This window comes from Klebsiella sp. JB_Kp042 (assembly GCF_040065275.1).
Taxonomy (GTDB): Bacteria; Pseudomonadota; Gammaproteobacteria; order Enterobacterales; family Enterobacteriaceae; genus Klebsiella; species Klebsiella quasipneumoniae.
The window spans coordinates 111,841-138,072 of record NZ_JBEAJL010000100.1; the positions used below are offsets into that span (position 1 = coordinate 111,841).

A 26,232-nucleotide genomic window follows, 5' to 3' on the forward strand; every position below is an offset into this window, starting at 1 on the left:
TTGAGCGTTAGATGAACAGTAGCACTGCAAGACGGGCGGGAGGGATTGGCGTGGAAGATCTGGAATCAGCTACGTAAAAAAAGCGCCGCGTAGCGCGGCGCGGGTAACTTAGCTCACGATCTCGAGGACCAGCTCCGGTGGTCGGCCAATACGCGCCTGGCCGCGGCTGACGACAATTGGGCGTTCGATGAGCTTAGGGTTGTCGACCATCGCCTGTATCAGCGCGGCGTCGCTGAGCGCCGGGTCGGCAAGATTGAGCGATTTATACAGATCCTCTTTCTGGCGCATGAGCTCGCGGGGGCTCTCCATACCCAGCAGCTGCAGCAGTTGACGCAGCGTCCCGGCATCCGGTGGCGTCTCAAGATAAAGCACCACCTCAGGATCGATGCCGTGGCTCTTCAACAGGCTCAGCGTTTCGCGGCTCTTCGAGCAGCGTGGGTTATGGTAAATTTTTACCGCGTCGGTCATGGGGTCTCCTTACATTTTTTGGTAGGGGCGGAAGCGGGCCTGTAGCTCACGTAGCTGGTCGATGCGGGCATCGTAGCGGGCCTGCTGCAGACTACCGAGTTTCACTTGCGAGCTGGCGCTGCTGAGCAGGGAAATCGCCTGTTCCAGCTGGCCGACCAGCGCCATGCTTTCTGCCCGCGCCGCCAGCTCCTGGTCGCGATTGCCCAGGGCGCCTTCCGCCTGCGCCAGCAGGTCCCAGCCGTTGCCATCCTCTTTATAGGTAAAGGTATAACGATTCAGGATGGTCGCCGCTTCCCCGGGCTGTCCGCCCTGCAGGAGGGCGTTGGCCAGGTTCAACTGCAGCACCGGATTGGTGCGCAGTTCACGAGCGTTTTTAAGACGGTTGATGGCGTCGCCGGTTTTCTTCTGCCCGAGGTCGATATCGGTGGCCAGATCGAGATACCAGGGATTTTGCGGATCGGCGCTGAGCAGCGGCTGCAGCGTTTTGCGCGCCTGGTCAAAGTTGTTGCTTTCCATCGCCAGCAGAGCGCGGCCATACTGCGCGGCATGCTGCTGGCGGATATTGCCTTTATCCCAGGCGTTGAGCAGATCGGTGCCTAGCTTATTGTCGCCGTTGGTGTACATTCCGAGGGTACGCGCCTTCGCCAGATAGAAGTCCGCTGAGGACTGCACGACAACCGGGCGCATCTGGTTGGCGCGGTTACGGGCATCGGCAAGCCGGCTTTCCGGCAGGGGGTGGGTGAGCAGCATTTCCGGCGGTCGCGTTGAGTAGCGCGACTCATCAAGCAGTTTACCCATAAACATCGGCATGGCCTGCGGGTCGAATCCCGAGCGTTGCAGAACCTGAATACCGATCCGGTCGGCCTCTTCTTCGTTCTGACGAGTGAAGCTGATCATGCCCTGTTGGGTGCCGGCCAGCGTCCCGGTCAGCGCCGCCATCCCGGCCTGCGGGCTGGCCATCGCCAGCAGAATTGAACCCAGCGCGCCGACCCAGGTCAGCGGCGCATTGCGTTTCTGATCTTCCATTGCGCGGGCGAGATGCCGCTGCGTAACGTGGGAAATTTCGTGCGCCATGACAGAGGCCAGTTCGCTCTCGTTATCGGAGTAGCGGAACAGGGCGGAGTGGAGGACCACATTGCCGCCGAAGAAGGCGAAGGCGTTAATTTGGTCGTTATTAATCAAATAGAAGTGGAACGGGGTGCGCACCGAATTCGCATGCGAGACCAGACGCATGCCCAGCCCGTTGATATATTGCACCAGCAGAGGGTCGTTGATCAGCGGCGCGCTGCCGCGCAGCTGGCGGACGTAGTAATCCCCCATCTGCATTTCCTGACCAATCGACAACGTGCTTCCTGCGGAGGTCCCCATGTCCGGCAGGGTATCTGCGGAGTCAGCAAAAGCAGGGCCTAACGAACCCAGCGTCAGCGACGCGATCACGGTCGCCACCAGCGTTTTCTTCAACTGCCTGAACATAACCTCTGTCCTGTAATGTGGGTGTGCCAGTTTGACCGATTGTGCGACGCAATGTTCCCTGGCCGCATCCCAGCGAGTTTAGCTGGCGTTAGACGCATTGAAAATAGGTTCTTCACGGCGGAGACGGGTTTGTCTGCTGCGCATCAAAAAGCGAAGTCTTTTTTGTGACATTTCGATACAATTCCCCCGTTTGTCGCCGCGTTGCGCTTCAGGGAAGGTTTTATGCTCGAGATGTTAATGCAGTGGTACCGCCGTCGATTCAGCGACCCTGAGGCGATAGCGCTGCTGGTTATTTTGCTTGCCGGTTTCGGCATCATGTTCTTTTTCAGCGGCCTGCTGGCCCCGTTACTGGTGGCTATCGTGCTGGCCTATCTGCTGGAGTGGCCGACCGTTCGCCTGGAGCGCATCGGCCTGTCGCGCACCTGGGCGACCTCGCTGGTGCTAATCCTCTTTGTGGGTATTCTGCTCTTGCTGGCCTTTGTGGTGCTGCCGGTGGCCTGGCAGCAGGGGATCTACCTTATCCGCGATATGCCGGGCATGCTTAACAAGCTCTCTGATTTCGCCGCCACGCTGCCGCGGCGCTATCCGGCGTTGATGGATGCCGGCATCATCGATGCGATGGCGGAAAATATGCGCACCCGGATGCTGACGGTGGGCGACTCGGTGGTCAAGTATTCTCTCGCCTCGCTGGTGGGGCTGCTCACGCTGGCGGTCTATCTGGTGCTGGTGCCGCTGATGGTCTTCTTCCTGCTGAAGGATAAAGAGCAGATGCTCAATGCGGTACGCCGCGTGCTGCCGCGAAACCGCGGTTTGGCCGGGCAGGTGTGGAAGGAGATGAACCAGCAAATCACCAACTACATTCGCGGTAAGGTGCTGGAGATGATTGTCGTCAGCGTCGCCACCTGGATAGGCTTTATCCTTTTCGGCCTCAACTACTCGCTGCTGTTGGCGGTGCTGGTGGGCTTCTCGGTGCTGATCCCCTATATCGGCGCGTTTGTGGTGACCATTCCGGTGGTAGGGGTGGCGCTGTTTCAGTTTGGCGCAGGCACTGAGTTCTGGAGTCTGTTCGCGGTCTATCTGATTATTCAGGGACTGGATGGTAACCTGCTGGTCCCGGTGCTGTTCTCGGAAGCGGTGAATCTGCACCCGCTGGTGATTATCCTGTCGGTGGTGATCTTTGGCGGTTTGTGGGGATTCTGGGGCGTCTTCTTCGCCATTCCGCTGGCCACGTTAATTAAAGCGGTGGTGCATGCCTGGCCGGATGGCCTGGTCGTCGACGACGACTAAGGCATTGAGGATAAAAAAAGACGCCGGGCGAGGTTTTCTCCCCCGGCGTCTTGCTTTGCATCAGGCGTTTTCTTTCAGCCAGTTCAACACCACGTCGTGGTGATTGCTGGTTTTGAAGTCATCAAAGACGTGTTCGATTTTGCCATCGGCATCGACGAGGAAGCTGATACGGTGGATCCCGTCGTAGGTTTTCCCCATAAAGGATTTTTCGCCCCAGACGCCAAACTGCTCGCAAACCTGATGGTTTTCATCAGACAGCAGCGTAAAGTTCAGCAGCTCTTTTTCGGCGAAACGGGAGAGCTTTTCCGGTTTATCGGTGCTGATGCCCAGCACTTCCACACCGGCTTTTTTCAGGTCGTCCATATTATCGCGCAAGCCGCACGCCTGGACGGTGCAGCCCGGGGTCATGGCTTTCGGGTAAAAATAAACCAGGACACGCTGTCCCTGGAAGTCGGTTAAATTTACTTCCTCGCCGTCCTGGTCCGGTAAGCTAAATTTCGGTGCAAGATCACCGGCTTTCAGTGGGGTCATGGGTTAAACTCCATCCTGTTCATCATGCTGTGAATAATTAACGATGTTAATACTGCCTTGTGCGTTGAGTTCTGTACATAGGGCTTTGAACGCTTGTTCGATATTTGCTGCATTTTGCGTCGCAGGGCTGTGAGCCGTTATCTGGATAAAAAGCTGCGCGGAATCGCCGTCTCCCGGCTGCGTGCGGGACACCAGTTCCGCGATATTCATATTCCATGTATCGCACAGGGCAGTGAAGCGCTCGATGATATGCGGTGAGTCCGGCACCTCAACCTGGACCCAGACGGTGTTTGGCATGGCCTGCGGCGGGCGCGCGGTGGTGCGTTTCATCACGATCAACAGCTCCAGCTCCGCGCCTTTCAGCGGCAGGGTTGATTCGATCAGGTTAATCGCATTCCACGAACCGGAAAGCAGCATGATAAACGTAAACTCATCACCGAGCATGGCCAGCCGGCTGTCTTCGATATTACAACCGCAGCTGCTGACGTGGCGAGTGATCGTATTCACGATGCCGGGACGGTCAGCCCCCAGGGCGGTAATAACCAGATAGTGTTGTAATGAGGCTGTCAAACCTGTTCTTCCTTTAAAAAGGTGAGGTAACATTAGGAAAGCATAAAAAAAACCGCCATACAACATCCCTGATGGCGTCGGGTCTCTTGCTTTTATTGCAGCTCCAAACGTAACATTGAGAATCTTGTCGCACTTCTGCTCTGAGGATGGCCCATGTTCACGGGAAGTATTGTAGCGCTTGTCACGCCGATGGATGAAAACGGTAATGTCTGCCGGACAAGCCTGAAAAAACTGATTGATTATCATGTCGCCAACGGAACCTCGGCGATCGTTTCGGTAGGGACTACCGGTGAATCCGCAACGCTGAGCCATGAAGAGCATGGCGACGTGGTGATGATGACGCTGGAACTGGCTGACGGGCGTATCCCGGTTATCGCGGGAACGGGAGCCAATGCAACCGCAGAGGCGATTAGCCTGACCAAACGTTTTAACGATAGCGGCGTAGTCGGCTGCCTGACGGTCACTCCTTATTATAACCGTCCGACCCAGGAAGGCCTGTTCCAGCACTTTAAAGCTATCGCCGAACATACTGACCTGCCGCAAATTCTGTATAATGTGCCGTCCCGTACCGGTTGCGATATGCTGCCGGAAACCGTTGGCCGTCTGGCGCAAATTAAAAATATTGTCGGTATTAAGGAAGCAACAGGGAACTTAAGTCGTGTTCACCAGATCAAAGAGCTGGTTTCAGACGACTTTATTCTGCTGAGCGGTGACGATGCGACCGGTATGGACTTTATGCAGCTCGGCGGCGTGGGCGTGATTTCCGTTACCGCCAACGTGGCGGCGCGCGAAATGGCCGACATGTGCCGTCTGGCGCTGGCGGGTCAATTTGCCGAAGCCCGGGCGATTAACCAGCGTCTGATGCCATTGCATACAAAATTATTTGTCGAACCCAATCCTATCCCGGTGAAATGGGGATGCAAGGCGTTGGGTCTTGTGGCGACCGATACGCTGCGCTTGCCGATGACGCCTATCACCGACCAGGGTCGTGAAGCCGTTACCGCCGCGCTGAAGCATGCCGGTTTGCTGTAAAGTTTAGGGAGATTTGATGGCTTACTCAGTACAGAAGTCGCGCCTGGCGAAGGTTGCGGGTGTTTCGCTGGTTCTACTCCTCGCGGCCTGTAGTTCCGACTCGCGCTATAAGCGTCAGGTGAGCGGTGATGAGGCCTATTTACAGGCGTCACCGTTGAGCGAACTTCACGCGCCGGCGGGGATGATCCTGCCGATTCAGGTGGGTGATTACAACATTCCGGTGGCCAACAGCACCGGCGCGGTCGGCAAGGCGCTGGACATTCGCCCGCCGGCGCAGCCGCTGGCATTGGTTAGCGGCGCCCGCACCCAGTTCAACGGCGATACCGCGACGCTGATGGTCGAAAACGGCCGCAGCGGTTCGCTGTGGGCGCAGGTTACCAGCATTCTTCAGTCGAAGAACTACGTTATCGCCAAGCGCGATGATGCGAGCCAGACGCTGAACACCGACTGGGTTGAGTGGAACCGTCTTGATGAAGATCAGCAGTATCGCGGTCGTTATCAAATCTCCGTCAAACCGCAGGGCTATCAGCAAGCGGTTGTGGTCAAGCTGGTGAATCTGGAGCAGGCGGGTAAACCGGTTGCCGATCCGGCGTCACTGCAGCGCTACAGCACCGCCATGCTGAACGTCATTTCGGAAGGCCTGGACATGAACGCCACCAACGCCCAGAACGCCGCTCAGCGCAGCGCGGGCGCCACCTTCGACGTGCAGAGCGCTGCCGACGATACAGGCCTGCCAATGCTCGTCGTTCGCGCGCCGTTTAACATGGTGTGGCAACGTCTGCCGGGCGCCCTCGAGAAAGTGGGGATGAAAGTGACCGACAGCACGCGCTCTCAGGGCAGCATGGCGCTGACCTACAAGCCGCTGTCTGACAGCAGCTGGCAGGAGCTGGGCGCACGCGACCCGCAGCTGGTCTCCGGTGACTACAAACTTCAGGTCGGCGACCTCGATAACCGCAGTAGCCTGCAGTTCATCGACCCGAAAGGCCACACCCTGACGCAGTCGCAAAATGACGCTCTGGTAGCCGTATTCCAGGCCGCATTTAACAAGTAATCAAAAGGGCTGGAGCAATCCGGCCCTTTTAATATATAGTGACGCAAACGTGTGCGTATACACATCATCCTTCAAATTGCCTCTTTGTTGGCCGCCTTCGTTCAACCCAGTCACTTACTTTTGTAAGCCCCTGGGGATTCGCTCAGTTGCCGCCTCGATGCACTTTGAATGATTTTGTGTATAGGTGGAAACGTATTTTTAGGCTCAATATCACTGGAGTAGTGAAAGATGAAAAAGCAAGCTGAGTTGTATCGTGGTAAGGCGAAGACAGTATACAGCACCGATAATCCGGACCTGCTGGTACTGGAATTCCGTAACGATACGTCAGCAGGTGATGGCGCGCGCATCGAGCAGTTCGATCGTAAAGGCATGGTGAATAACAAGTTCAACCACTTCATTATGAGCAAACTGGCAGAAGCGGGCATCCCTACCCAGATGGAAGCGCTGCTCTCCGATACCGAATGCCTGGTGAAAAAACTGGATATGGTGCCGGTGGAGTGCGTGGTGCGTAACCGTGCGGCAGGCTCGCTGGTAAAACGTTTAGGCATTGAAGAAGGTATCGAGCTGAATCCGCCGCTGTTCGATCTGTTCCTGAAAAACGATGCCATGCACGATCCGATGGTCAACGACTCCTACTGCGAAACCTTCGGCTGGGTGAGCAAAGAGAATCTGGCGCGGATGCGCGAGCTGACCTACAAAGCTAACGACGTGCTGAAAAAATTGTTCGATGACGCCGGTCTGATTCTGGTGGACTTTAAGCTGGAGTTTGGTCTGTTCAAAGGCGAAGTGGTGCTGGGCGATGAGTTTTCGCCGGACGGCAGCCGCCTGTGGGACAAAAACACCCTTGATAAAATGGACAAAGACCGCTTCCGCCAGAGCCTTGGCGGCCTGATCGAAGCCTACGAAGAAGTGGCTCACCGCCTGGGCGTTAAGCTCGACTAACCCGCCCGCCGCCAGAAGATGGTCTCTTCTTCTGGCGTCTCTTGCTGTTTCCTGTGGTAATCCTGCGCTGAACCGCCTACGATCTCTGCTATTGATACATAACAGGGAATGAGGTGCTTATGCGCTGGCAAGGGCGTCGCGAAAGCGACAATGTTGAAGATCGACGCGGTCAATCGGGCTCGCCGTTTGGCGGCGGGGGCGGCGGCTTCCGGCTGCCGAGCGGGAAGGGCGGCATTGTGCTGCTGATTATTGTGCTGGTGGCGGGCTATTACGGCGTGGATTTGACCGGCATGCTGACCGGCGAACCGATGCCGCAGCAGCAGACCTCCACGCAGCGCTCCATCAGTCCAAAAGACGATGAAGCGGCGAAATTTACTTCGGTGATCCTGGCCACCACCGAAGATACCTGGGGACCGATCTTTGAAAAGATGGGCCGCCAGTACCCCCAGCCAAAGCTGGTGCTCTACCGCGGCGCGACCCGTACCGGCTGCGGTACCGGCCAGTCGGTGATGGGGCCGTTCTACTGTCCTGCCGACAGCACGGTCTATATCGACCTGTCATTCTACGATGAGATGAAAAATAAACTGGGCGCCGACGGCGACTTTGCCCAGGGGTACGTCATTGCCCATGAGGTGGGTCATCACGTGCAAAAACTGCTGGGCATTGAGCCGAAGGTCCGCCAGCAACAGCAGCATGCCACCGAGGCCGAAGCCAACCGGCTGTCGGTTAAGATGGAGCTGCAGGCAGACTGCTTCGCCGGCGTCTGGGGCCATAATATGCAGCAGCAGGATATTCTGGAAACCGGCGATCTGCAGGAGGCGCTGAACGCCGCCGAGGCCATCGGCGACGACCGTCTGCAGCAGCAGAGCCAGGGTCGGGTGGTACCGGACAGCTTTACCCACGGCACGTCAAAACAGCGCTACACCTGGTTCAAACGCGGTTTCGACAGCGGCGACCCGGCGCAGTGCAACACCTTCGGCAGCGCCCTGTAATCGCCACCGATGATGGACGCGCTGCTTGACCTCACCGCGCAGATGGCGCGGGAGGGAATTCGCCGCCTGCTGGTACTCAGCGGCGACGAGGCCTGGACGCTGCAGCAGGCGCAGGCGCTGCGGGAGAGGCTCGCCGGCGATGGCCTGTGGGTGGGCCCCGAGCCGGTTTTCGCGCCCGGGGTGGCGCCTGGCGCCCTGAAGACGCTGCTGGGGCGGGAAGTCATGCACGCCTTTTTCGATGCCCGGCGCGGATTTGATGTAGCCGCCCTGGCGGCCCTGAGCGGTACCCTGCGGGCGGGAAGCTGGCTGGTGCTGCTGACGCCCCCCTTCGCCGACTGGCCGTCCCGGGTGGATGAGGACTCCCTGCGCTGGAGCGATACGCCCGACCCGATCTCTACCCCCCACTTTGTTCTCCGCTGCTGTCGGCAGTTTATCGCCGACCCCGATGTGCTGCTCTGGCGGCAGTCGGACTCGCCGCGGCTCCCGCTGGCCGTCCCGCGCCCTGACTGGCATCCCGCCGAGGGTCACCCGCTGGCCGAACAGGCGGTGATCCTTGCGCAATTGTTGCGTCTACCGCCCGGTATCGCGGCGGTGACGGCTGAACGAGGGCGTGGCAAATCCGCCCTCGCGGGCATGTTGCTGCGCCAGCTCGCGGGCGAGGCCATCGTTACCGCCCCGACCCGCAGCGCCGTCGATGTGCTGGCGAGCTTTGCCGGCGCGGCGTTTCGTTTTATGGCGCCTGATGCGCTGCTGTCATCGAAAGAAACGGCGTCCTGGCTGATTGTCGATGAGGCCGCGGCCATTCCGGCTCCGCTTCTCCGGCAGCTGGTAAGCCGTTTTCCCCGCACGCTACTCACCACGACGGTGCAGGGTTATGAAGGCACCGGGCGCGGGTTCCTGCTGAAATTTTGCGCCAGCCTGCCCCATCTGCAGTCGTTCAGCCTGAGCGCGCCGATCCGCTGGGCCGCGGGCTGTCCGCTGGAGTCAGCCATCAGTCAGCTGCTGATCTTCAGCGATGAGGTATTTCGCGATGCGCCGACGGGGGAGGTTGCCGTGGAAGAGGTCGATCAGTCCAGCTGGCAAACGCGGCCGGCGCTGCCGGAGGCGATGTACCAGCTGTTGTCCGGGGCGCATTACCGCACTTCTCCTCTCGATCTGCGGCGCATGATGGACGCGCCGGGCCAGGCTTTCCGCTGCGCACGCGCCGGCGGCGCGGTGGCGGGCGCGCTGTGGCTGGTGGCCGAGGGGGGACTTTCTCCTGAACTCAGCCGGGCGGTGTGGGCGGGTTTTCGCCGGCCGCGAGGGAACCTGGTCGCCCAGTCGCTGGCGGCGCATGGCGGCAGTCCCCTGGCGGCGACGCTGCGCGGGCTGCGGGTCAGTCGGATCGCCGTCCACCCCGCCCGCCAGCGCGAAGGGCTGGGGCAGCAGATGATCGCGGATATCGCCGCCGATGCCGCAGGTTATGACTATCTCTCCGTCAGCTTTGGCTATACCCCTGAGCTGTGGCGCTTCTGGCAACGCTGCGGGTTTATCCTCGTGCGGCTGGGTACTCATCGCGAGGCCAGCAGCGGATGCTATACCGCGATGGCTCTGTTCCCGCTGACTGCAGCGGGGCATCAGCTCGCGCAGCGGGAGGCGCAGCGGCTACAACGCGATGAATACTGGCTGCGCCCGTGGCGGGACGCGCCCGCGCCGCTGCCGGCCGTTTCAGGGGCTATGCTTAGTGAAGAGGACTGGCTGGAAGCGGCCAGCTTTGCCTTCGCCCATCGCCCGCTGGCCGCGGCGCTGGGTTGCCTCAATCGTCTGCTGATGCAGGTCGACATGCCGTTGCCGGCGCTGCGCGGGCGCCTGCAGGGGGAAGAAGAGGCCGAACTCTGCGCCGCGCTGCAGCTAACAGGGCGTAAAGCGCTGCTGGCGAGATGGCGTCAGGAGGCCGCTGACGCCTTGCGCTTCCTCGATGCAGCGCGCGCTGAGGCGCTGCGTCAGCAGGTGGCGCACCTGCAATTTTTTTAACTAACTCATTCAGTTAAATGGCATGGTCATATCTGGCGAGCGGCGTACACTGCCCGCATACACAAAGGAGACAGCCATGAAACACGATCATTTTATTGTTCAAAGCCCTGCGACGCCTGCGCAACAGCTGTTGCTGCTGTTTCATGGCGTGGGGGATAACCCGGTCTCCATGGGGCAAATTGGCAGCTGGTTCGCGCCGCAGTTTCCTGATGCGCTGATCGTTAGCATTGGCGGGGTGGAGCCTTGCGGTCCCAACGGCCGGCAGTGGTTTTCGGTGCAGGGAGTGACGGAAGAGAATCGTCAGCAGCGTATCGACGCCATTATGCCGACCTTTATTGACATTGTGCGCTACTGGCAGGAAAAGAGCGGCGTCAGCCCGCTGGCCACCGCGCTGATCGGCTTCTCTCAGGGGGCGATCATGTCGCTGGAGAGCATCAAAGCGGCGCCGGATCTGGCTTCGCGGGTGATCGCCTTTAATGGCCGCTACGCGACGCTGCCGGTCACCGCAACGACGGCCACCACCATCCACCTGATTCATGGTGGTGACGATCGGGTTATCGATCTGGCGTGGGCGGTGTCGGCTCAGGAGGCGTTGTTGCAGGCGGGGGGCGACGTGACCTTAGATATTGTTGACGATCTGGGGCATGCCATCGACGATCGCAGCATGCAGTTTGCGATTGAGCGACTGCGCTATACCGTGCCGAAGCACTATTTTGATGAGGCGCTGAGCGGCAGTACGCCGAAAGGGGACGATATCATCGAAATGCTGTAACCCCGGCGGGCGGGGTTACAGGCGGGCGGTACCGCGATAAAGGCAAACTTACGGTTTCTTCGACTGGTCGTGCTTCGGCCAGTCGTCGTCATCGTCCCATTTATCGTTAAAATCACGGTGCGGCGGCAGATCGGGTTTGTTGTTGAGGAATTTTTTGTGGTCAACGCGGTTCAGATCTTTAATCACGTTGATAATTACCCCCACCAAAAAGACCAGCACCAGAATCCACCAGTGTTTAATAAGCCATTCCATGCGCGCTTCCTCTTTACGTCAGTACGTCAGGCGACCAGCTGTTCCATTACGCGTTGATACATCCGCGCCAGCAGCTGCAGGTCGGCGGCGTTCACACATTCATTAATTTTGTGAATCGTGGCGTTCACCGGGCCCAGCTCTACCACCTGCGCCCCCATGCGCGCGATAAACCGTCCGTCTGAGGTGCCGCCGTTGGTTAACAGCTGCGGTTTGATCTCATTATAGTGCTCAATCGCGTTGACGACCGCATCCACCAGCTTGCCCCGTCCGGTGAGGAACGGCTGGCCGGAGAGCCACCACTCCACGCTGTAACGCAGCTGGTATTTTTCCAGCAGGGCGACCACCCGGGCTTTGATCATCTCGTCCGTCAGTTCCGTACTGAAGCGGAAGTTGAACTGGACGAACATATCGCCAGGGATCACGTTGTTGCTGCCGGTGCCGGACTGCACGTTGGCAATCTGCATGCTGGTCGGCGGGAAGTATTCATTGCCTTTATCCCACTCGATAGTGACCAGCTCCGCCAGCATCGGCGCCGCGCGATGGACGGGGTTATCGGCAAGGTGCGGATAGGCGACATGGCCCTGTACGCCGTGAATGGTCAGATTGCAGGTCAGCGAGCCGCGACGGCCGTTTTTCACCACATCGCCGACCACTTCGGTACTGGAGGGTTCGCCGACCAGACAGTAGTCCAGACGCTCGTTACGCGCCATCAGCGTCTCCACCACTTTGACGGTGCCGTTTTTGGCGCTGGCCTCTTCATCAGAGGTAATCAAAAACGCCAGCCGGCCCCGGTGGTTCGGGTACTGCGCGACAAAACGCTCAGCGGCAACCACCATCGCCGCCAGCGAGCCTTTCATATCCGCCGCCCCGCGGCCAAACAGCATCCCGTCGCGGATGGTGGGTTCGAACGGCGGATTGATCCAGCGGTCGGCGTCGCCTGCCGGGACCACGTCGGTGTGGCCGGCGAAGGCCAGCGTCTCGCCGTGGCCGCGCCAGGCCCAGAAGTTCTGCGTATCGCCGAAATCCATCGGTTCAACGGTAAAGCCGATCGCACGCAGGCGTTCAATCATTAACGCCTGGCATCCCGCATCATCGGGGCTAAGGGAAGGGCGGCGAATAAGCTGCTGAGCCAGCTCAATGACCGGGCAAGACATAGACTATACCTCGTTAAACTGCTGATAACTTGCTTCACTAAAACCCAGCAGCATAGGACGACCGGGCGCGCAGAGCAATGGGCGTTTGATAATCGCCGGCATTTCCAGCATCAATGCGGCGGCGGCATCGGCATTATCGATGCTGTTGCGCAGCGATTCGTCCAGCTTGCGCCAGGTGGTGCCGCGGGTGTTCAGCAGCGCCTGCCAGCCCAGTTCGGCAATAAAGGTATCCAGTTGCGCGCGGTCGAGGCCATCGGCGCGGTAGTCATGGAAGCGATAGTCAATCTGATGCGCTTCCAGCCAGCGGCGGGCTTTTTTAATGGTATCGCAGTTTTTAATTCCGTACATGGTGAGCATAGATAAACCTTTAACATTCAATTAAGCGGTTAACTCAGATATTTCCGAATATATAAGCCTTATTGAAATAATACGTGATTCAGATGAATAAATATAACTTTTTACCGGGTATCTTATGCCATGTTTTCGGGTGATTAAAATTCGCCCAGTCGCGGGCATGATGTGAGGGCACTAACAATATTACGAAAATGTTGCCTGATGGTGCTCTGCGTCACATAATTTTTACATACGAGACGGCATAGTGGCGGCAACCAGAGGTTTTATCTCTGTCAGCGGTCCACAAGACAATCAGAGCAATAGGGGAGCACAACTTCCCATCAGCAATGAAGTTATATAGAATCGACCATAATAATAAGAGAGGCTATTATGATTGAACATGAACTGGGGAACTGGAAAGATTTTATTGAAGGCATGCTTCGTAAATAAATTTCCGCAATGTGAGCAGGGGAATAACGCGACGTAAATAAGCGCGTCATGGTTCTGAACACATAAAGAAGGCGACCATCCAGGTCGCCTTTTCTGTTATTCCGGCTCGCCGCCGACGCCCGACGGTTTATTGCGGACGCTCCTTCAGCGGAAAGCGGCGGCGCACCAGCACAAAGAACAGCGGTACGAAAAAGATGGCCAGCACGGTGGCGGAGATCATCCCGCCCATCACCCCGGTACCGACCGCATGCTGGCTGCCGGAGCCGGCTCCGGTGCTGGTGGCCATCGGCAGGACGCCGAAGATAAACGCCAGCGAGGTCATCAGAATGGGGCGCAGGCGCTGACGGCAGGCCGACAGCGTGGCGCTGAGCAGATCCTGGCCTTTCTCGTTGAGCTCATTGGCGAACTCGACGATCAGAATGGCGTTTTTCGCCGACAGGCCGATCACCGTCAACAGGCCCACCTGGAAGTAAACGTCATTCTCCAGGCCGCGCATCCAGGTCGCCAGCAGGGCGCCAATCACCCCGAGCGGGACCACCAGCATCACCGAGAACGGCACCGACCAGCTCTCGTACAGCGCCGCCAGGCACAGGAACACCACCAGCAGAGAAATCGCGTACAGGGCCGGCGCCTGAGCGCCGGAGAGGCGTTCCTGATAGGACATGGCGGTCCATTCGAGGCCAAAGCCGGTTGGCAGCTGCGCGGCCAGTTTCTCCATCATGTCCATCGCGGTACCGGTACTGATGCCCGGCGCCGCCTCACCGACGATCTCCACCGCCGAATAGCCATTGTAGCGCTCCAGACGCGGCGAGCCGGTCTCCCAGCGCGAGGTGGCGAAGGCCGAGAACGGCACCATCGTGCCGCTGCTGTTGCGGACGTACCAGAGATTGATATCGTCAGGCAGCATTCGATATTTCGCCGCCGCCTGGACGTAGACTTTCTTCACTCTCCCGCGATCCATAAAGTCGTTGACGTAGCTCGACCCCCACGCGGTTTGCAGCGTATCGTTGATGTCGTCAATGGAGACGCCCAGCGCCTGAGCTTTACGCTGATCGATATCGACCTGCAGCTGCGGGCTGTCGTCGAGCCCGTTATGCCGGACCCGGGTCAACAGCGGGTTTTTACCCGCCAGCTCAAGCAGCGTATCGCGCGCCGCCATCAGCGCATCGTGCCCCTTACCGGCGTGATCTTCCAGCTCCATATCGAAGCCTGCCGAACTGCCGAGGCCGCTGATCGCCGGCGGGCTGCTGGCGATGACCCGGGCTTCGTTGATCTGATTAAACGCTTTGGTGGCGCGTTCAATAATGGCAAAGGAGGAGCCGGTTTGCGGATCGCGCTGGTCCCAGTCTTTGAGGCGCACGAACATACGGGCTACGTTCTGCCCGTTGCCGCCGGGGCCGGAGCCAACGGTAGCGAACACCGACTCCACGTTTTGCCTCTCGTTATTGAGGAAGTAATCTTCCGCTTTCTGCACCACTTTCAGCGTCTGCTGTTGGGTGCTGCCGCTCGGCAACTGTACCGAGGTGGTGAACATTCCCCGATCCTCCAGCGGCAGGAATGAGGTGGGCAGATGCAGGAACAGGAACACCATCCCGCCGAGCAGAACGACGTAGATCAGCATCCAGCGCAGCGAGCGATGAAGAATTTTGCCGACGAAGGTTTCATAGCGGCTGGCGCTGCGGTTAAAGGTGCGGTTGAACCAGCCGAAGAAGCCTTTTCTCTCATGAGATTCACCTGGCTTAACCGGTTTGAGCAGGGTGGCGCAAAGGGCCGGGGTGAGGATCATGGCCACCAGCACCGAGAGGACCATCGCCGCGACGATAGTAATTGAGAACTGGCGATAGATAGCGCCGGTGGTGCCGCCGAAGAAGGCCATCGGCACAAACACCGCCGACAGCACCATCGCGATCCCCACCAGCGCGCCCTGAATTTGTCCCATCGATTTGCGGGTGGCTTCCCGCGGCGACAGGCCTTCCTCGCTCATGATGCGCTCAACGTTTTCCACCACCACGATGGCGTCATCCACCAGCAGGCCGATAGCCAGCACCATCGCGAACATCGTCAGGGTGTTGATGCTGTAGCCACAGGCATAAAGCACCGCGAAGGTGCCCATCAGCACCACCGGCACGGCGATGGTCGGGATCAGGGTGGCGCGGAAGTTCTGCAGGAACAGATACATCACGAGGAAAACCAGCAGGATCGCCTCCAGCAGGGTTTTCACCACGTCGGTAATGGAAGCCTTCACGAAGGAGGTGGTCTCATAGGCGACTTTATATTCCAGCCCGTGCGGGAAATACTGCGACAGCTCATTGAGGCGAGCGATCACGCGCTCCGCGGTGGCCATTTCGTTGGCGCCGGAGGCGAGCTTAATTCCCAGGCCAGAGGCGGCCTGGCGGTTATAGCGGCTAAGATAGTCGTACTTCTCCGCCCCCATCTCCACGGTAGCGACATCGCCGAGGGTCACTTCTGAACCATCCTGATTGACGCGCAGGGTGATATTGCGAAACTGTTCCGGGGTTTGCAGCAGAGATTGCGAGTCGATGGTGGCGTTCAGCGCCTGCTTATCGACGGAAGGCGTGCCGCCGAGCTGGCCGACGGCAATCTGGGCGTTCTGCGAACTGATGGCGTCGGTAACATCCTTGGTGGTCAGCTGGAAGCTATTGAGCTTTGCCGGATCGAGCCAGATGCGCATTGAGTATTGCGAGCCGTAGGCGTCGATATCCCCTACGCCGTTGACGCGGCTGAGCGGGTCCTGAATGTTACTGGCGACGTAGTCGGCGATATCCTGTTTATCCATACTGCCGTCGGTGGAGACGAAGGCGAGGGTCAGGATATTGGTATCGCCAGTCTTGCGCACCGTTACCCCCTGGTTTTGCACCGCCTGCGGCAGTTTACGCATCGCCGACTGCAGCTGGTTTTGCACCTGCTGCACGGCTTCATCCGGGTCGGTACCGGCGGTAAAACTGAGGGTGATGGTCGCCTGGCCGGTGGCGCTGCTCTGGGATGACATATACATCAGGTTATCGAGGCCGGTCATATTCTGTTCGATAACCTGGGTGACGGTATTCTCCAGGGTTTGCGCGGAGGCGCCGGGGTAGTTGGCCGTGACCCGCACATTCGGCGGGGCCAGATCGGGATACTGTTCAACCGGCAGCGACAAAATGGCAAGGGTGCCCGTCAGGCATAACAGGATTGCCAGCACCCACGCAAAAATGGGGCGATCGATAAAGAAATTCGCCATCAGAATAAAAACCTCATATGCACATGTTCTTGTTATTGCACAGCCTGTGCCACTTTAGCCCCAGCGCCTCCGGCAATCGTGGAGAAATTAAGGAGATAGTGTAATTTATCATGTTGCTTTTGCCGTATCGTAAAGAAACATCGAACTTTCCTGCCGCCGGGTCGGCCACTCCGCTTCGCCCGCAGCACCCGGGGACGCATTATTCCTTGCCGGTGTGAAACCTGATTTCATTTAAGTCAAAAAAATTGATCCAAAACGGATTCTTTCCAGAAAAAGGGTATCCTGGGCAAATGAACATTGTTCCGGCCTCGTCTTGTCGGGTAATAAATAGGCATGCGCATTAAGGGGTTATTCACCAATAAGACAAAAGGAAGCCATGAACCACTTTATATTGAGCGATAGCCGAAAATGTATCGGTTGCCAGGCCTGCGAAGTGGCCTGCGTAATGGCGCATAACGAGGAGCAACATGCGCTGACCCCGCAGCGCTTTTTGCCCCGTATCACCGTGATTAAAGCAGAAGGGCAGCGTAACGCCATCACCTGCCGCCACTGCGAAGACGCCCCCTGCCTCCGCAGCTGCCCCAACGGCGCCATCGCCCAGACTGGCGACAGCGTTCAGGTCTGTCAGGAGAAATGCATTGGCTGTAAATCCTGCATGGTGGCCTGCCCGTTCGGGGTGATGCAGGTCGTGGTCACGCCGGAAGCCGCAGGCCAGGTGAAAGCCAGCGCGCAAAAATGCGATCTGTGCGCGGGCCGCGAGGCGGGACCGGCCTGTGTGGAAAACTGTCCGGCGCAGGCGCTGACCCTCGCCGACGATGAGACATTGACCACGCTGGCCAGGCAGCGGCGTCTGCGGTCGGCCTGCCAGGAGGCGCAGCCGTGGCAGCGCGGCGCGGCCCCCGCCAGGCAGCCCGACGCCGGCGAGAAGGCCTGGCAAATGGCGATGACGCCGCCGCGCGGAGAGCCGGATAAGCTGGCGGCGGAGGCGCGTAAGAGCCACTTTGAGGAGATCTATCAGCCGTTCACCCCGACGCAGGCCCGGCAGCAGGCCGCCCGCTGCCTGAAATGTGGAGAACACAGCATCTGTGAATGGACCTGTCCACTGCATAACCACATTCCGCAGTGGGTCGAGCTGGTGAAGGCAGGGGATATCGCCGCCGCGGTCGCCCTGTCCCATCAGACCAACTGTCTGCCGGAGATCACCGGCCGCGTCTGCCCTCAGGACCGGCTGTGTGAGGGCGCCTGCACCCTGCGCGATGAAAGCGGCGCGGTCACCATCGGCAATATTGAGCGATTTATATCCGACCAGGCGCTGGCCAGCGGCTGGCGTCCGGACCTCTCGCAGGTTAAGCCGAGCGGCAAACGGGTGGCGATTATCGGCGCCGGACCGGCCGGGCTGGCCTGCGCTGATGTGCTGGTGCGCCACGGCGTACAGCCGGTGGTCTTTGACCGTCATCCGGAGATCGGCGGCCTGCTGACCTTCGGCATTCCGGCGTTCAAGCTGGATAAGTCACTGCTGGCCCGGCGGCGGGCGATTTTCTGCGAGATGGGCGTCCACTTTGAGCTCAACTGCGAGGTGGGGAAAGATATCCCCCTGGCGACGCTGCTGGCTGAGTATGACGCGGTGTTCGTCGGCGCCGGAACCTATCGCTCCATGAAGGCCGGCCTGCCGAATGAAGAGGCGCCCGGGGTCTACGATGCGCTGCCGTTTCTTATCGCCAACACCAAACAGGTGATGGGGCTGACGGAATCGGCGCAGGAGCCTTATGTCAACACCGCCGGGCTGAACGTGGTGGTGCTGGGGGGCGGCGATACGGCGATGGACTGCGTGCGCACCGCGCTGCGCCATGGCGCCCGCCAGGTGACTTGCGCCTATCGGCGGGATGAAGCCAACATGCCGGGCTCGAAAAAAGAGGTCAAAAACGCCCGCGAAGAGGGGGCGCTCTTTGAGTTTAACGTCCAGCCGGTGACGCTTGAGCTGGACGAGAACGGACGGGTGAACGGGGTTCGCTTTTTGCGCACCGAGCTTGGCGCGCCGGACGCCGGCGGAAGACGCCGGCCGACGCCGATCCCCGGCAGCGAGTTTGTTATGCCGGCAGAGGCGGTGATCATGGCCTTTGGCTTCCACCCGCACCGCATGCCCTGGCTGGAAGCGGCCGGGGTGGCGCTGGACAGCCAGGGGCGGATTAAAGCCGGAGTGGAGAGCCGTTACCGTTATCAGACCAGTCAGGAGAAGATCTTTGCCGGCGGCGATGCCGTGCGCGGCGCCGACCTGGTGGTAACGGCGATGGCGGAAGGCCGTCACGCGGCGCAGGGGATCCTTGACTATCTGGGGCTGAAAACGACGCCGCTTCACTGACGACAAACCCGGCTCCGCAGCGTAGTATGAGGGCGTCCTTTTACGCTGTGGGGTCGGTATGTCACTCAATATTCACGTCATTAAAGATAAAATCCTCTCTGAGAACTGGTTCGTACTACGCAACATGACCTATGAGCTGACGCGGGCGGACGGCAGCGTCGTGCGCCACAAACGCGAGGTCTACGATCGCGGCAATGGCGCCACCGTGCTGCTGTATAACCGCCATAAGCAGACGGTGGTCCTGGTGCGTCAGTTCCGGGTCGCCACCTGGGTCAATGGCAATCATGACGGCATGCTGATTGAAACCTGCGCCGGGCTGCTGGACAACGACGAGCCGGAGGCCTGCATTCGGAAAGAGGCGGTGGAAGAGACCGGCTATGAAGTGGGCGAGGTGCGAAAGCTTTTTGAGCTGTTTATGTCGCCAGGCGGCGTCACCGAAGTGGTGCATTTCTTTATCGCCGAGTACAGCGACGCCCAGCGAACCACCAGCGGCGGCGGGGTGGATGACGAAGCCATCGAGGTGCTGGAGCTGCCCTTTAGCCAGGCGCTACAGATGGTCGCTGATGGGGAGATCCGCGACGGGAAAGCGGTCATTCTGCTGCAGTATCTGCAAACCTCCGGCCTGATGTCGGGGAACTCTGACAAATCCGATTGAGTCAGTGGCTGCCGTTGTCCAGGATAGGCGCCGTGGTCGGGTTTATCTGGGGTCGGGCGGTTCATGCTTTTTCGCATCATTTTTTTCCTCTTTCTGGCGGTGCTGCCTTGCTCACAGGCATGGGCGGCACCGGCGCAGCAGCGCTTTAACGACTGGCAGGTCACCTGTAATAACCAAAATTTCTGCGTCACCCGCAACGTGGGGCTGCATTATGGTCTGGTGATGACCCTCAGCCGCAGTGCCGGGGCGGCTACTGACGCCAGCCTGCGTATCGAACTGGGCGGCACCGGCAATCCGGTGGCGACGCTCGCGCCGATAGCGCCGCGCCTGCTGCTGGATGGTAAACCGCTGTCCCTGACCGACAAGCGCTGGCGCATTGAAGATAAACTCATTAAAACCGACGACAGCGTGACGATCGATGCCTTCCTCCAGCGGGTCCAGGAGGGAAAAACCCTCTCGCTGGCCAACGGCCTGCAGACCATCTCCCTGCAGGGGCTGAAAGCGGCCCTGTTATTTATCGACGCCCGGCAAAAGCGGGTGGGCAGCGAAACGGCCTGGGTCGGCAAAGGGGAGGAGCCGCCGCTCAGCGTACCGCCGGCGCCGGCGCTGCGCGCGGTGGCGAGCGCGGTCACGGCGCAGTCGCCGCTGGGACGTGATGAACTCAACGATCTGATGGATTACGGCAATGAGCGGATGAGCAACAGCAACTGCTCCCTCGATCCGTTCCGCCGCGAAATTCGCGTCACTGCGCTGACGGATGACAAAGTGCTGCTGATGACCAGCTGTGAATCCGGGGCGTACAACACCGTCTGGCTGGCCTGGCTGGTCTCCCGCCAGCGCCCGTATGTCGCCCGTCAGGTGCGGCTGACGCTGCCATTTCAGCCGCCCGGCGAGGCGCCGCGGGAGATTGAGCTGATTAACGCCAGCTATGATGACCGTCGTCATGAGCTGGTGACCCTGGACAAGGGGCGCGCGTCTGGCGATTGCGGGATCCAGACCCGCTGGCGTTTTGACGGCCAGCGGTTTAGCCTCTCCCGTTACGCACAGCAGCCGACGTGCGACAACTGGCAGGGGCCAGATGCCTGGCCCACGCTGTGGATCACCCGTTAAGCACCTGTTCGGCGGTGGCGACGATATGGTCGACCGTAAAGCCAAAGAACGGGAACAGCTGCTCCGCCGGGGCGGATTCACCGTAGCCTGTCATGCCGACGATCTTGCCTTTTAAGCCGACATATTTATACCAGTAGTCCGCTATCCCGGCCTCGACGGCCACCCGGGCGCTGACGTCCGACGGCAGCACCGACTCGCGCCAGGCCTCGTCCTGAGCGTCAAACACGTCGGTGGAGGGGAGCGAAACCACCCGCACATTCACTCCGTTGGCCAACAGTTTTTCCGCCGCCAGGACGGTGATTTCCACTTCCGAGCCGGTGGCGATGAGGATCAGGTCGGGTTTGCCGCCGGCATCCTTCAGCACGTAGCCGCCCCGGGCGATATCCTGAACCTGTTGCGGGGTACGCGGCATCTGCGCCAGGTTTTGTCGCGACAGGATCAGCGCCGTCGGTCCGCCCTGACGCGCGATGGCCGCCTGCCAGGCGACGGCGGTCTCCACCTGGTCGCAAGGGCGCCAGGTGCTGAAGTTGGGCGTCAGCCGCAGACTGGCCAGCTGTTCCACCGCCTGGTGGGTCGGACCGTCTTCCCCAAGACCGATGGAGTCATGGGTATAGACCATGATCTGCCGGGCCTTCATCAGGGCCGCCATGCGCGCGGCGTTGCGGGCGTATTCCACAAACATCAGGAAGGTCGAGGTATAGGGAATGAACCCTCCGTGCAGGGCGATGCCGTTGGCCACCGCGGTCATGCCGAATTCGCGCACGCCGTAGTGGATATAGTTGCCGGCGGCATCCTCTTTAATCGATGTCGAGCCAGACCAGATGGTCAGGTTACTCGGCGCGAGATCCGCCGAACCGCCCAGCAGCTCCGGGAGGTGCGGGCCGTACGCGTTCAGCGCATTTTGCGAGGCTTTACGGCTGGCGATCTTCGCCGGCTCGGCCTGCAGCTTCGCCACGTAGTCGCGCGCCGTCGCGGCAAAATCCTCCGGCAGGGCGCCTGCCATGCGACGGGTTAGCTCAGCGGCCAGTTCCGGGAACTGCTGCTGGTAGGCGGCGAATTTCTCGTTCCAGGCGTGCTCGGCTTTTTCGCCGCGTGGCCGCGCATCCCAACCCTGATAAATCTCTTTCGGGATCTCAAAGGGCGGATATTTCCAGCCCAGCTGCTGGCGGGCCAGGGCCACCTCTTTTTCACCCAGCGCCGCGCCGTGCGACTCCTCTGAGCCGGCTTTGTTGGGCGAACCGAAGCCGATGATGGTCCGACAGATGATCAGCGACGGCTTATCTTTCACCGCCTGCGCTTCCGTAATGGCCTGTTTGATGGCCTGCGGATCGTGGCCGTCGATATCGCCGATCACATGCCAGTGGTAGGCGCGGAAGCGTTCCGCTGTATCGTCGGAAAACCAGCCTTCGGTTTTGCCGTCGATGGAGATGCCGTTGTGATCGTAAAAACCGATCAGCTTGCCCAGTCCGAGCGTGCCTGCCAGCGAACAGGCCTCATGGGAGATCCCCTCCATCAGACAGCCATCGCCCATGAAAACCCAGGTGTGATGGTCGATAATCTCATGACCGGGGCGGTTAAACTGCGCCGCCAGGGTGCGTTCGGCAATGGCCATACCGACGGCGTTCGCCAGCCCCTGGCCCAGCGGGCCTGTGGTGGTCTCCACCCCGGGGGTATAGCCATGCTCCGGGTGACCCGGCGTTTTAGAGTGCAGCTGGCGAAACTGCTTCAGTTCTGACAGCGGCAGATCGTAGCCGGTCAGGTGCAGCAGACTGTAGAGCAGCATCGACGCGTGGCCGTTGGACAGAATAAAGCGGTCGCGGTCCACCCAGCCAGGGTTCTGCGGATTGTGCTTGAGAAAATCGTTCCACAGCACTTCGGCAATATCTGCCATCCCCATTGGCGCACCGGGGTGGCCGGAATTGGCTTTCTGCACCGCGTCCATACTCAGGGCGCGGATGGCGTTGGCAAGCTCTCTTCGGGACATAGTTTTCTCCGTGAGACTAAAGTGACAGTTTGGCGGCAAGCAGATCTTCCAGTTTGCGTTGATCGACGGCGAACAGGCGGATACCCTCCGCCAGCTTTTCGACCGCCATAGGATCCTGATTATGTTCCCAGCGGAACTCCGCCTCGCTGAGCGGCACCGGGCGCGGCAGGATCTGGCTGGCAGGGATCAGTTTGCGCACCACCGGGGCGTCGCTGGCCTGCAGCTCTTTTAATAAAGGCGGGGCGATGGTCAGGCGGTCGCAGCCGACCAGGGCGAGGATCTGCTCGGTGCGGCGGAAGCTGGCGCCCATCACGATGGTGGTGTATTTATGCTGTTTGAAGTAGTCATAGATATTGCGCACGGATTTCACTCCTGGATCTTCCTCAACCACGTAAGGATCCAGCGGTTTGCGCGCCTGATACCAGTCATAAATACGCCCGACGAAAGGGGAGATCAGATAGACCCCGGCTTCGGCGCAGGCCCGGGCCTGGGCGAAGGAAAACAGCAGCGTCAGGTTGCAGTGGATCCCCTCTTTTTCCAGCGTTTCGGCGGCGCGGATCCCCTCCCAGGTGGAGGCCAGCTTGATCAGGATCCGTGACTTATCAATGCCCATCTCCTGATACAGCGCCACCAGATGGCGCGCCTTCTCGATACTCTTCTCCCGGTTGAAGGAGAGCCGGGCGTCCACCTCGGTGGAGACACGGCCAGGAATGCTTTTGAGGATCTCCGCGCCAAAATTGACCGCCAGCTTATCGCAGGCGTGAGTTACCTGCGCTTCGCGGCTGCCTCCTTGCTTTTTGGCCCAGGCGATCGCGTCGTCGATGAGTCCGCTATAGGACGCCAGCCCGGCGGCCTTCAGCAGCAGGGAGGGGTTGGTGGTGGCATCTTCCGGATGGTAGTGGCGGATGGATTCGATATCGCCGCTGTCGGCGACCACGGTGGTGAACTGTTTAATACTGTCTAGCTGATTCATGGATAAGTCCTCCTGGAACAAGGTGTTACATGAGTGCTTGCCGGTATGCGGTATAAATATTGATGAGGTACATAACCAAAAAGCATAGCAGACGGGGCTATTATTGGCGGCGAATCCGGGTAACATAACCGCTATAAATTGATAACAACCAGATCATAGCGATGGCCAGAGTTTGGCGGTGTTCAAAGTTTATCGCCCCGCCAGGAGGGATACTGTCTGCCACTGAAAGGTGAACGACAGGATGGTCATCACGCTTTTTCCCTACGAACGATACGTGAAAGAAAGGAATATAAAATGGATGAGCAGTTAAAACAGAGCGCCCTCGACTTCCACGAATTTCCGGTTCCCGGAAAAATCCAGGTCTCGCCGACCAAACCTCTCGCCACCCAGCGCGATCTGGCGCTGGCCTACTCGCCGGGCGTCGCGGCCCCCTGTCTGGAAATCGAAAAAGATCCGCTGGCGGCTTACAAATATACCGCCCGCGGCAACCTGGTGGCGGTCGTCTCCAACGGCACCGCGGTGCTGGGGCTTGGCAACATCGGCGCCCTGGCCGGCAAGCCGGTAATGGAGGGCAAAGGCGTCCTGTTTAAGAAATTTGCCGGCATCGATGTGTTTGATATCGAAGTCGATGAGCTGGACCCGGACAAATTCATTAACGTCGTCGCCGCCCTCGAGCCGACCTTCGGCGGCATCAACCTCGAAGATATTAAAGCGCCGGAGTGTTTCTACATTGAGCAACAGCTGCGCGAGCGGATGAATATTCCGGTGTTCCATGACGATCAGCACGGCACGGCGATCATCAGCACCGCGGCGATCCTCAACGGCCTGCGCGTCGTTGAGAAGAATCTGTCCGACGTGCGGATGGTGGTCTCCGGCGCGGGGGCGGCGGCTATCGCCTGCATGAACCTGCTGGTGGCGCTGGGGATGCAAAAGCACAACATCGTGGTCTGCGATTCGAAAGGCGTTATCTATAAGGATCGTGAGCCGAATATGGCGGAAACCAAAGCGGCCTACGCGGTGGAAGACGACGGCAAACGCACCCTCGATGACGTGATCGACGGCGCGGACATTTTCCTCGGCTGCTCCGGTCCGAAAGTGCTGACCCCGGAGATGGTGAAGAAGATGGCGCGCGCGCCGCTGATCCTCGCCCTGGCCAACCCGGAGCCGGAAATTCTGCCGCCGCTGGCGAAGCAGGTCCGCGATGACGCCATCATCTGCACCGGCCGCTCCGACTACCCTAACCAGGTCAACAACGTCCTCTGCTTCCCGTTCATCTTCCGCGGCGCGCTGGACGTCGGCGCGACGGCGATCAACGAAGAGATGAAGCTGGCGGCGGTGCATGCCATTGCCGAGCTGGCCCACGCCGAGCAGAGCGAAGTGGTGGCCTCCGCCTACGGCGATCAGGATTTAAGCTTTGGCCCGGACTACATTATTCCGAAACCGTTCGATCCGCGGCTGATCGTCAAGATCGCCCCCGCGGTGGCGAAGGCGGCGATGGACTCCGGCGTGGCGACGCGCCCGATCGCCGATTTTGACGCCTATATCGAGAAGCTGAGCGAGTTCGTCTATAAGACCAACCTGTTTATGAAGCCTATCTTCTCTCAGGCGCGCAAAGAGCCGAAGCGCGTGGTGCTGGCGGAAGGGGAGGAGACTCGGGTGCTGCACGCCACCCAGGAGCTGGTGTCGCTGGGGCTGGCCAAACCGATTCTGGTGGGGCGCCCGAGCGTGATTGAAATGCGCATCCAGAAGCTGGGCCTGCAGATCAAGGCCGGCGTTGACTTCGAGATCGTCAATAATGAATCCGACCCGCGGTTTAAAGAGTACTGGAGCGAGTACTACCAGCTGATGAAACGCCGCGGCATTACCCAGGAGCAGGCGCAGCGGGCGGTGATTAGCAACACCACGGTGATTGGCGCCATCATGGTTCACCGTGGCGAAGCGGATGCGATGATCTGCGGCACCATTGGCGAGTACCACGACCACTACCGCGTGGTGCAGCCGCTGTTTGGCTATCGCGACGGCGTCAGCACCGCCGGGGCGATGAACGCGCTGCTGCTGCCGAGCGGCAACACCTTTATCGCCGACACCTATGTCAATCACGATCCATCGCCGGAAGAGCTGGCGGAGATCACCCTGATGGCGGCGGAAAGCGTGCGTCGCTTTGGTATCGAACCGCGGGTGGCGTTGCTGTCGCATTCCAACTTTGGCTCTGCCGACTGCCCGTCCGCCAGCAAGATGCGCAGAACCCTTGAGCTGGTGAAGGCGCGCGCGCCGGAGCTGATGATCGATGGCGAAATGCATGGCGACGCCGCGCTGGTGGAAAGCATTCGCAACGATCGCATGCCGGACAGCCCGCTGAAGGGGTCGGCCAATATTCTGGTGATGCCGAATATGGAAGCCGCCCGGATCAGCTATAACCTGCTGCGCGTCTCCAGTTCGGAAGGGGTCACCGTCGGGCCGGTGCTGATGGGGGTAGCGAAGCCGGTGCATATCCTGACGCCGATCGCCTCTGTGCGTCGCATCGTGAATATGGTGGCGCTGGCGGTTGTCGAAGCGCAAACCGAACCGCTGTAAACGTCATAAAAAAGCC

Annotated in this window: 23 protein-coding genes; 13 read left to right on the forward strand and 10 right to left on the reverse strand. The window is 59.7% G+C overall.

Annotated features, from left to right (window positions below):
- Positions 1–108: 108 nt before the first annotated feature.
- Together arsC and bepA are read right to left on the reverse strand one after the other, a co-directional pair.
- Positions 109–468, reverse strand: a complete 360-nt coding sequence (gene arsC / locus ABLV54_RS21635; RefSeq protein ID WP_101881314.1) for an arsenate reductase (glutaredoxin) — start codon at positions 466–468, stop codon at positions 109–111.
- A 9-nt stretch (positions 469–477) separates the two neighbouring features.
- The gene (bepA, locus tag ABLV54_RS21640; RefSeq protein WP_004201932.1) at positions 478–1,941 is read right to left on the reverse strand and encodes a beta-barrel assembly-enhancing protease; all 1,464 of its coding nucleotides are present in this window, start codon (positions 1,939–1,941) and stop codon (positions 478–480) included.
- A 51-nt stretch (positions 1,942–1,992) separates the two neighbouring features.
- On the opposite strand from bepA, the gene ABLV54_RS21645 reads away from it, so the two are divergent.
- Together ABLV54_RS21645 and ABLV54_RS21650 are read left to right on the forward strand one after the other, a co-directional pair.
- Positions 1,993–2,109: a hypothetical protein gene (locus ABLV54_RS21645; RefSeq protein ID WP_032429201.1), complete on the forward strand. Its 117-nt coding sequence runs from the start codon at positions 1,993–1,995 to the stop codon at positions 2,107–2,109.
- 54 nt (positions 2,110–2,163) lie between these two features.
- Positions 2,164–3,228: an AI-2E family transporter gene (locus ABLV54_RS21650; RefSeq protein WP_004201933.1), complete on the forward strand. Its 1,065-nt coding sequence runs from the start codon at positions 2,164–2,166 to the stop codon at positions 3,226–3,228.
- A 60-nt stretch (positions 3,229–3,288) separates the two neighbouring features.
- Here the strand turns inward: ABLV54_RS21650 and bcp are convergent, their stop codons facing one another.
- Complete coding sequence (gene bcp, locus ABLV54_RS21655; RefSeq protein ID WP_004201935.1) at positions 3,289–3,759, reverse strand: thioredoxin-dependent thiol peroxidase; 471 nt, start codon at positions 3,757–3,759, stop codon at positions 3,289–3,291.
- Positions 3,760–3,762: 3 nt separating this feature from the next.
- Positions 3,763–4,329, reverse strand: coding sequence for a glycine cleavage system transcriptional repressor (locus ABLV54_RS21660; protein ID WP_002913804.1), 567 nt, complete (start codon positions 4,327–4,329; stop codon positions 3,763–3,765).
- A 153-nt stretch (positions 4,330–4,482) separates the two neighbouring features.
- Between ABLV54_RS21660 and dapA the strand changes: the two genes are divergently transcribed.
- From dapA to ypfH, 6 genes are all read left to right on the forward strand, one after another.
- On the forward strand, positions 4,483–5,361 hold the full coding sequence (gene dapA, locus ABLV54_RS21665; protein WP_023290616.1) for a 4-hydroxy-tetrahydrodipicolinate synthase: 879 nt from the start codon (positions 4,483–4,485) through the stop codon (positions 5,359–5,361).
- Positions 5,362–5,377: 16 nt separating this feature from the next.
- Positions 5,378–6,412: an outer membrane protein assembly factor BamC gene (gene bamC, locus ABLV54_RS21670; protein ID WP_195805876.1), complete on the forward strand. Its 1,035-nt coding sequence runs from the start codon at positions 5,378–5,380 to the stop codon at positions 6,410–6,412.
- A gap of 228 nt (positions 6,413–6,640) precedes the next feature.
- Complete coding sequence (gene purC, locus ABLV54_RS21675) at positions 6,641–7,354, forward strand: phosphoribosylaminoimidazolesuccinocarboxamide synthase (RefSeq protein WP_002913801.1); 714 nt, start codon at positions 6,641–6,643, stop codon at positions 7,352–7,354.
- A 119-nt stretch (positions 7,355–7,473) separates the two neighbouring features.
- Positions 7,474–8,346, forward strand: coding sequence for a neutral zinc metallopeptidase (locus tag ABLV54_RS21680; protein WP_023290614.1), 873 nt, complete (start codon positions 7,474–7,476; stop codon positions 8,344–8,346).
- Positions 8,347–8,355: 9 nt separating this feature from the next.
- Complete coding sequence (locus tag ABLV54_RS21685; protein ID WP_348814223.1) at positions 8,356–10,359, forward strand: GNAT family N-acetyltransferase; 2,004 nt, start codon at positions 8,356–8,358, stop codon at positions 10,357–10,359.
- Positions 10,360–10,435: 76 nt separating this feature from the next.
- Positions 10,436–11,131 carry an esterase gene (gene ypfH / locus ABLV54_RS21690; protein WP_023290612.1) on the forward strand — a complete coding sequence of 232 codons (696 nt, stop codon included), beginning with the start codon at positions 10,436–10,438 and terminating at the stop codon, positions 11,129–11,131.
- Positions 11,132–11,179: 48 nt separating this feature from the next.
- Here ypfH and ABLV54_RS21695 read toward each other — a convergent pair whose 3' ends face one another.
- Genes ABLV54_RS21695 through ABLV54_RS21705 form a run of 3 tightly spaced genes read right to left on the reverse strand, consistent with a single transcriptional unit; the run spans position 11,180 to position 12,894 of the window.
- Positions 11,180–11,383 (reverse strand): YpfN family protein, encoded by a 204-nt coding sequence (locus ABLV54_RS21695; RefSeq protein ID WP_002913768.1) that lies wholly within the window; start codon positions 11,381–11,383, stop codon positions 11,180–11,182.
- A gap of 26 nt (positions 11,384–11,409) precedes the next feature.
- Entirely contained in the window at positions 11,410–12,537 is a 1,128-nt protein-coding gene (dapE, locus tag ABLV54_RS21700; RefSeq protein ID WP_023290611.1) for a succinyl-diaminopimelate desuccinylase, read from the reverse strand.
- Positions 12,538–12,540: 3 nt separating this feature from the next.
- Positions 12,541–12,894 (reverse strand): ArsC family reductase, encoded by a 354-nt coding sequence (locus ABLV54_RS21705; protein ID WP_023290610.1) that lies wholly within the window; start codon positions 12,892–12,894, stop codon positions 12,541–12,543.
- A 366-nt stretch (positions 12,895–13,260) separates the two neighbouring features.
- Here ABLV54_RS21705 and ypfM point away from each other — a divergent pair, with 366 nt between their 5' ends.
- A complete protein-coding gene (gene ypfM, locus ABLV54_RS21710) occupies positions 13,261–13,320 on the forward strand; it encodes a protein YpfM (protein WP_100181659.1) in 60 nt (19 codons plus the stop codon).
- A 127-nt stretch (positions 13,321–13,447) separates the two neighbouring features.
- Here ypfM and acrD read toward each other — a convergent pair whose 3' ends face one another.
- Complete coding sequence (gene acrD / locus ABLV54_RS21715; protein WP_101881317.1) at positions 13,448–16,561, reverse strand: multidrug efflux RND transporter permease AcrD; 3,114 nt, start codon at positions 16,559–16,561, stop codon at positions 13,448–13,450.
- 376 nt (positions 16,562–16,937) lie between these two features.
- Between acrD and aegA the strand changes: the two genes are divergently transcribed.
- From aegA to ABLV54_RS21730, 3 genes are all read left to right on the forward strand, one after another.
- The gene (gene aegA / locus ABLV54_RS21720) at positions 16,938–18,920 is read left to right on the forward strand and encodes a formate-dependent uric acid utilization protein AegA (protein ID WP_135704375.1); all 1,983 of its coding nucleotides are present in this window, start codon (positions 16,938–16,940) and stop codon (positions 18,918–18,920) included.
- 58 nt (positions 18,921–18,978) lie between these two features.
- On the forward strand, positions 18,979–19,575 hold the full coding sequence (gene nudK, locus ABLV54_RS21725; RefSeq protein WP_002913754.1) for a GDP-mannose pyrophosphatase NudK: 597 nt from the start codon (positions 18,979–18,981) through the stop codon (positions 19,573–19,575).
- Positions 19,576–19,638: 63 nt separating this feature from the next.
- On the forward strand, positions 19,639–20,685 hold the full coding sequence (locus ABLV54_RS21730) for a DUF1176 domain-containing protein (RefSeq protein ID WP_101881320.1): 1,047 nt from the start codon (positions 19,639–19,641) through the stop codon (positions 20,683–20,685).
- On the opposite strand, the gene tkt is transcribed toward ABLV54_RS21730, so the two are convergent.
- Complete coding sequence (gene tkt, locus ABLV54_RS21735) at positions 20,675–22,669, reverse strand: transketolase (protein WP_023290606.1); 1,995 nt, start codon at positions 22,667–22,669, stop codon at positions 20,675–20,677. The two genes, ABLV54_RS21730 and tkt, sit on opposite strands and share 11 nt — an antisense overlap.
- A gap of 16 nt (positions 22,670–22,685) precedes the next feature.
- Complete coding sequence (gene tal, locus ABLV54_RS21740) at positions 22,686–23,642, reverse strand: transaldolase (RefSeq protein WP_101881321.1); 957 nt, start codon at positions 23,640–23,642, stop codon at positions 22,686–22,688.
- 294 nt (positions 23,643–23,936) lie between these two features.
- On the opposite strand from tal, the gene maeB reads away from it, so the two are divergent.
- Positions 23,937–26,216: an NADP-dependent oxaloacetate-decarboxylating malate dehydrogenase gene (gene maeB, locus ABLV54_RS21745; RefSeq protein ID WP_023290604.1), complete on the forward strand. Its 2,280-nt coding sequence runs from the start codon at positions 23,937–23,939 to the stop codon at positions 26,214–26,216.
- The last annotated feature ends 16 nt before the right edge of the window (positions 26,217–26,232 follow it).

Bases quoted from the DNA above. Each gene is read 5' to 3' on its own strand.
- arsC (WP_101881314.1), bottom strand. From the start codon at position 468: ATGACCGACGCGGTAAAAATTTACCATAACCCACGCTGCTCGAAGAGC.
- bepA (WP_004201932.1), bottom strand. From the start codon at position 1,941: ATGTTCAGGCAGTTGAAGAAAACGCTGGTGGCGACCGTGATCGCGTCG.
- ABLV54_RS21645 (WP_032429201.1), top strand. From the start codon at position 1,993: ATGTTCCCTGGCCGCATCCCAGCGAGTTTAGCTGGCGTTAGACGCATT.
- ABLV54_RS21650 (WP_004201933.1), top strand. From the start codon at position 2,164: ATGCTCGAGATGTTAATGCAGTGGTACCGCCGTCGATTCAGCGACCCT.
- bcp (WP_004201935.1), bottom strand. From the start codon at position 3,759: ATGACCCCACTGAAAGCCGGTGATCTTGCACCGAAATTTAGCTTACCG.
- dapA (WP_023290616.1), top strand. From the start codon at position 4,483: ATGTTCACGGGAAGTATTGTAGCGCTTGTCACGCCGATGGATGAAAAC.
- bamC (WP_195805876.1), top strand. From the start codon at position 5,378: ATGGCTTACTCAGTACAGAAGTCGCGCCTGGCGAAGGTTGCGGGTGTT.
- purC (WP_002913801.1), top strand. From the start codon at position 6,641: ATGAAAAAGCAAGCTGAGTTGTATCGTGGTAAGGCGAAGACAGTATAC.
- ABLV54_RS21680 (WP_023290614.1), top strand. From the start codon at position 7,474: ATGCGCTGGCAAGGGCGTCGCGAAAGCGACAATGTTGAAGATCGACGC.
- ABLV54_RS21685 (WP_348814223.1), top strand. From the start codon at position 8,356: ATGATGGACGCGCTGCTTGACCTCACCGCGCAGATGGCGCGGGAGGGA.
- ypfH (WP_023290612.1), top strand. From the start codon at position 10,436: ATGAAACACGATCATTTTATTGTTCAAAGCCCTGCGACGCCTGCGCAA.
- ABLV54_RS21695 (WP_002913768.1), bottom strand. From the start codon at position 11,383: ATGGAATGGCTTATTAAACACTGGTGGATTCTGGTGCTGGTCTTTTTG.
- dapE (WP_023290611.1), bottom strand. From the start codon at position 12,537: ATGTCTTGCCCGGTCATTGAGCTGGCTCAGCAGCTTATTCGCCGCCCT.
- ABLV54_RS21705 (WP_023290610.1), bottom strand. From the start codon at position 12,894: ATGCTCACCATGTACGGAATTAAAAACTGCGATACCATTAAAAAAGCC.
- acrD (WP_101881317.1), bottom strand. From the start codon at position 16,561: ATGGCGAATTTCTTTATCGATCGCCCCATTTTTGCGTGGGTGCTGGCA.
- aegA (WP_135704375.1), top strand. From the start codon at position 16,938: ATGAACCACTTTATATTGAGCGATAGCCGAAAATGTATCGGTTGCCAG.
- nudK (WP_002913754.1), top strand. From the start codon at position 18,979: ATGTCACTCAATATTCACGTCATTAAAGATAAAATCCTCTCTGAGAAC.
- ABLV54_RS21730 (WP_101881320.1), top strand. From the start codon at position 19,639: ATGCTTTTTCGCATCATTTTTTTCCTCTTTCTGGCGGTGCTGCCTTGC.
- tkt (WP_023290606.1), bottom strand. From the start codon at position 22,669: ATGTCCCGAAGAGAGCTTGCCAACGCCATCCGCGCCCTGAGTATGGAC.
- tal (WP_101881321.1), bottom strand. From the start codon at position 23,642: ATGAATCAGCTAGACAGTATTAAACAGTTCACCACCGTGGTCGCCGAC.
- maeB (WP_023290604.1), top strand. From the start codon at position 23,937: ATGGATGAGCAGTTAAAACAGAGCGCCCTCGACTTCCACGAATTTCCG.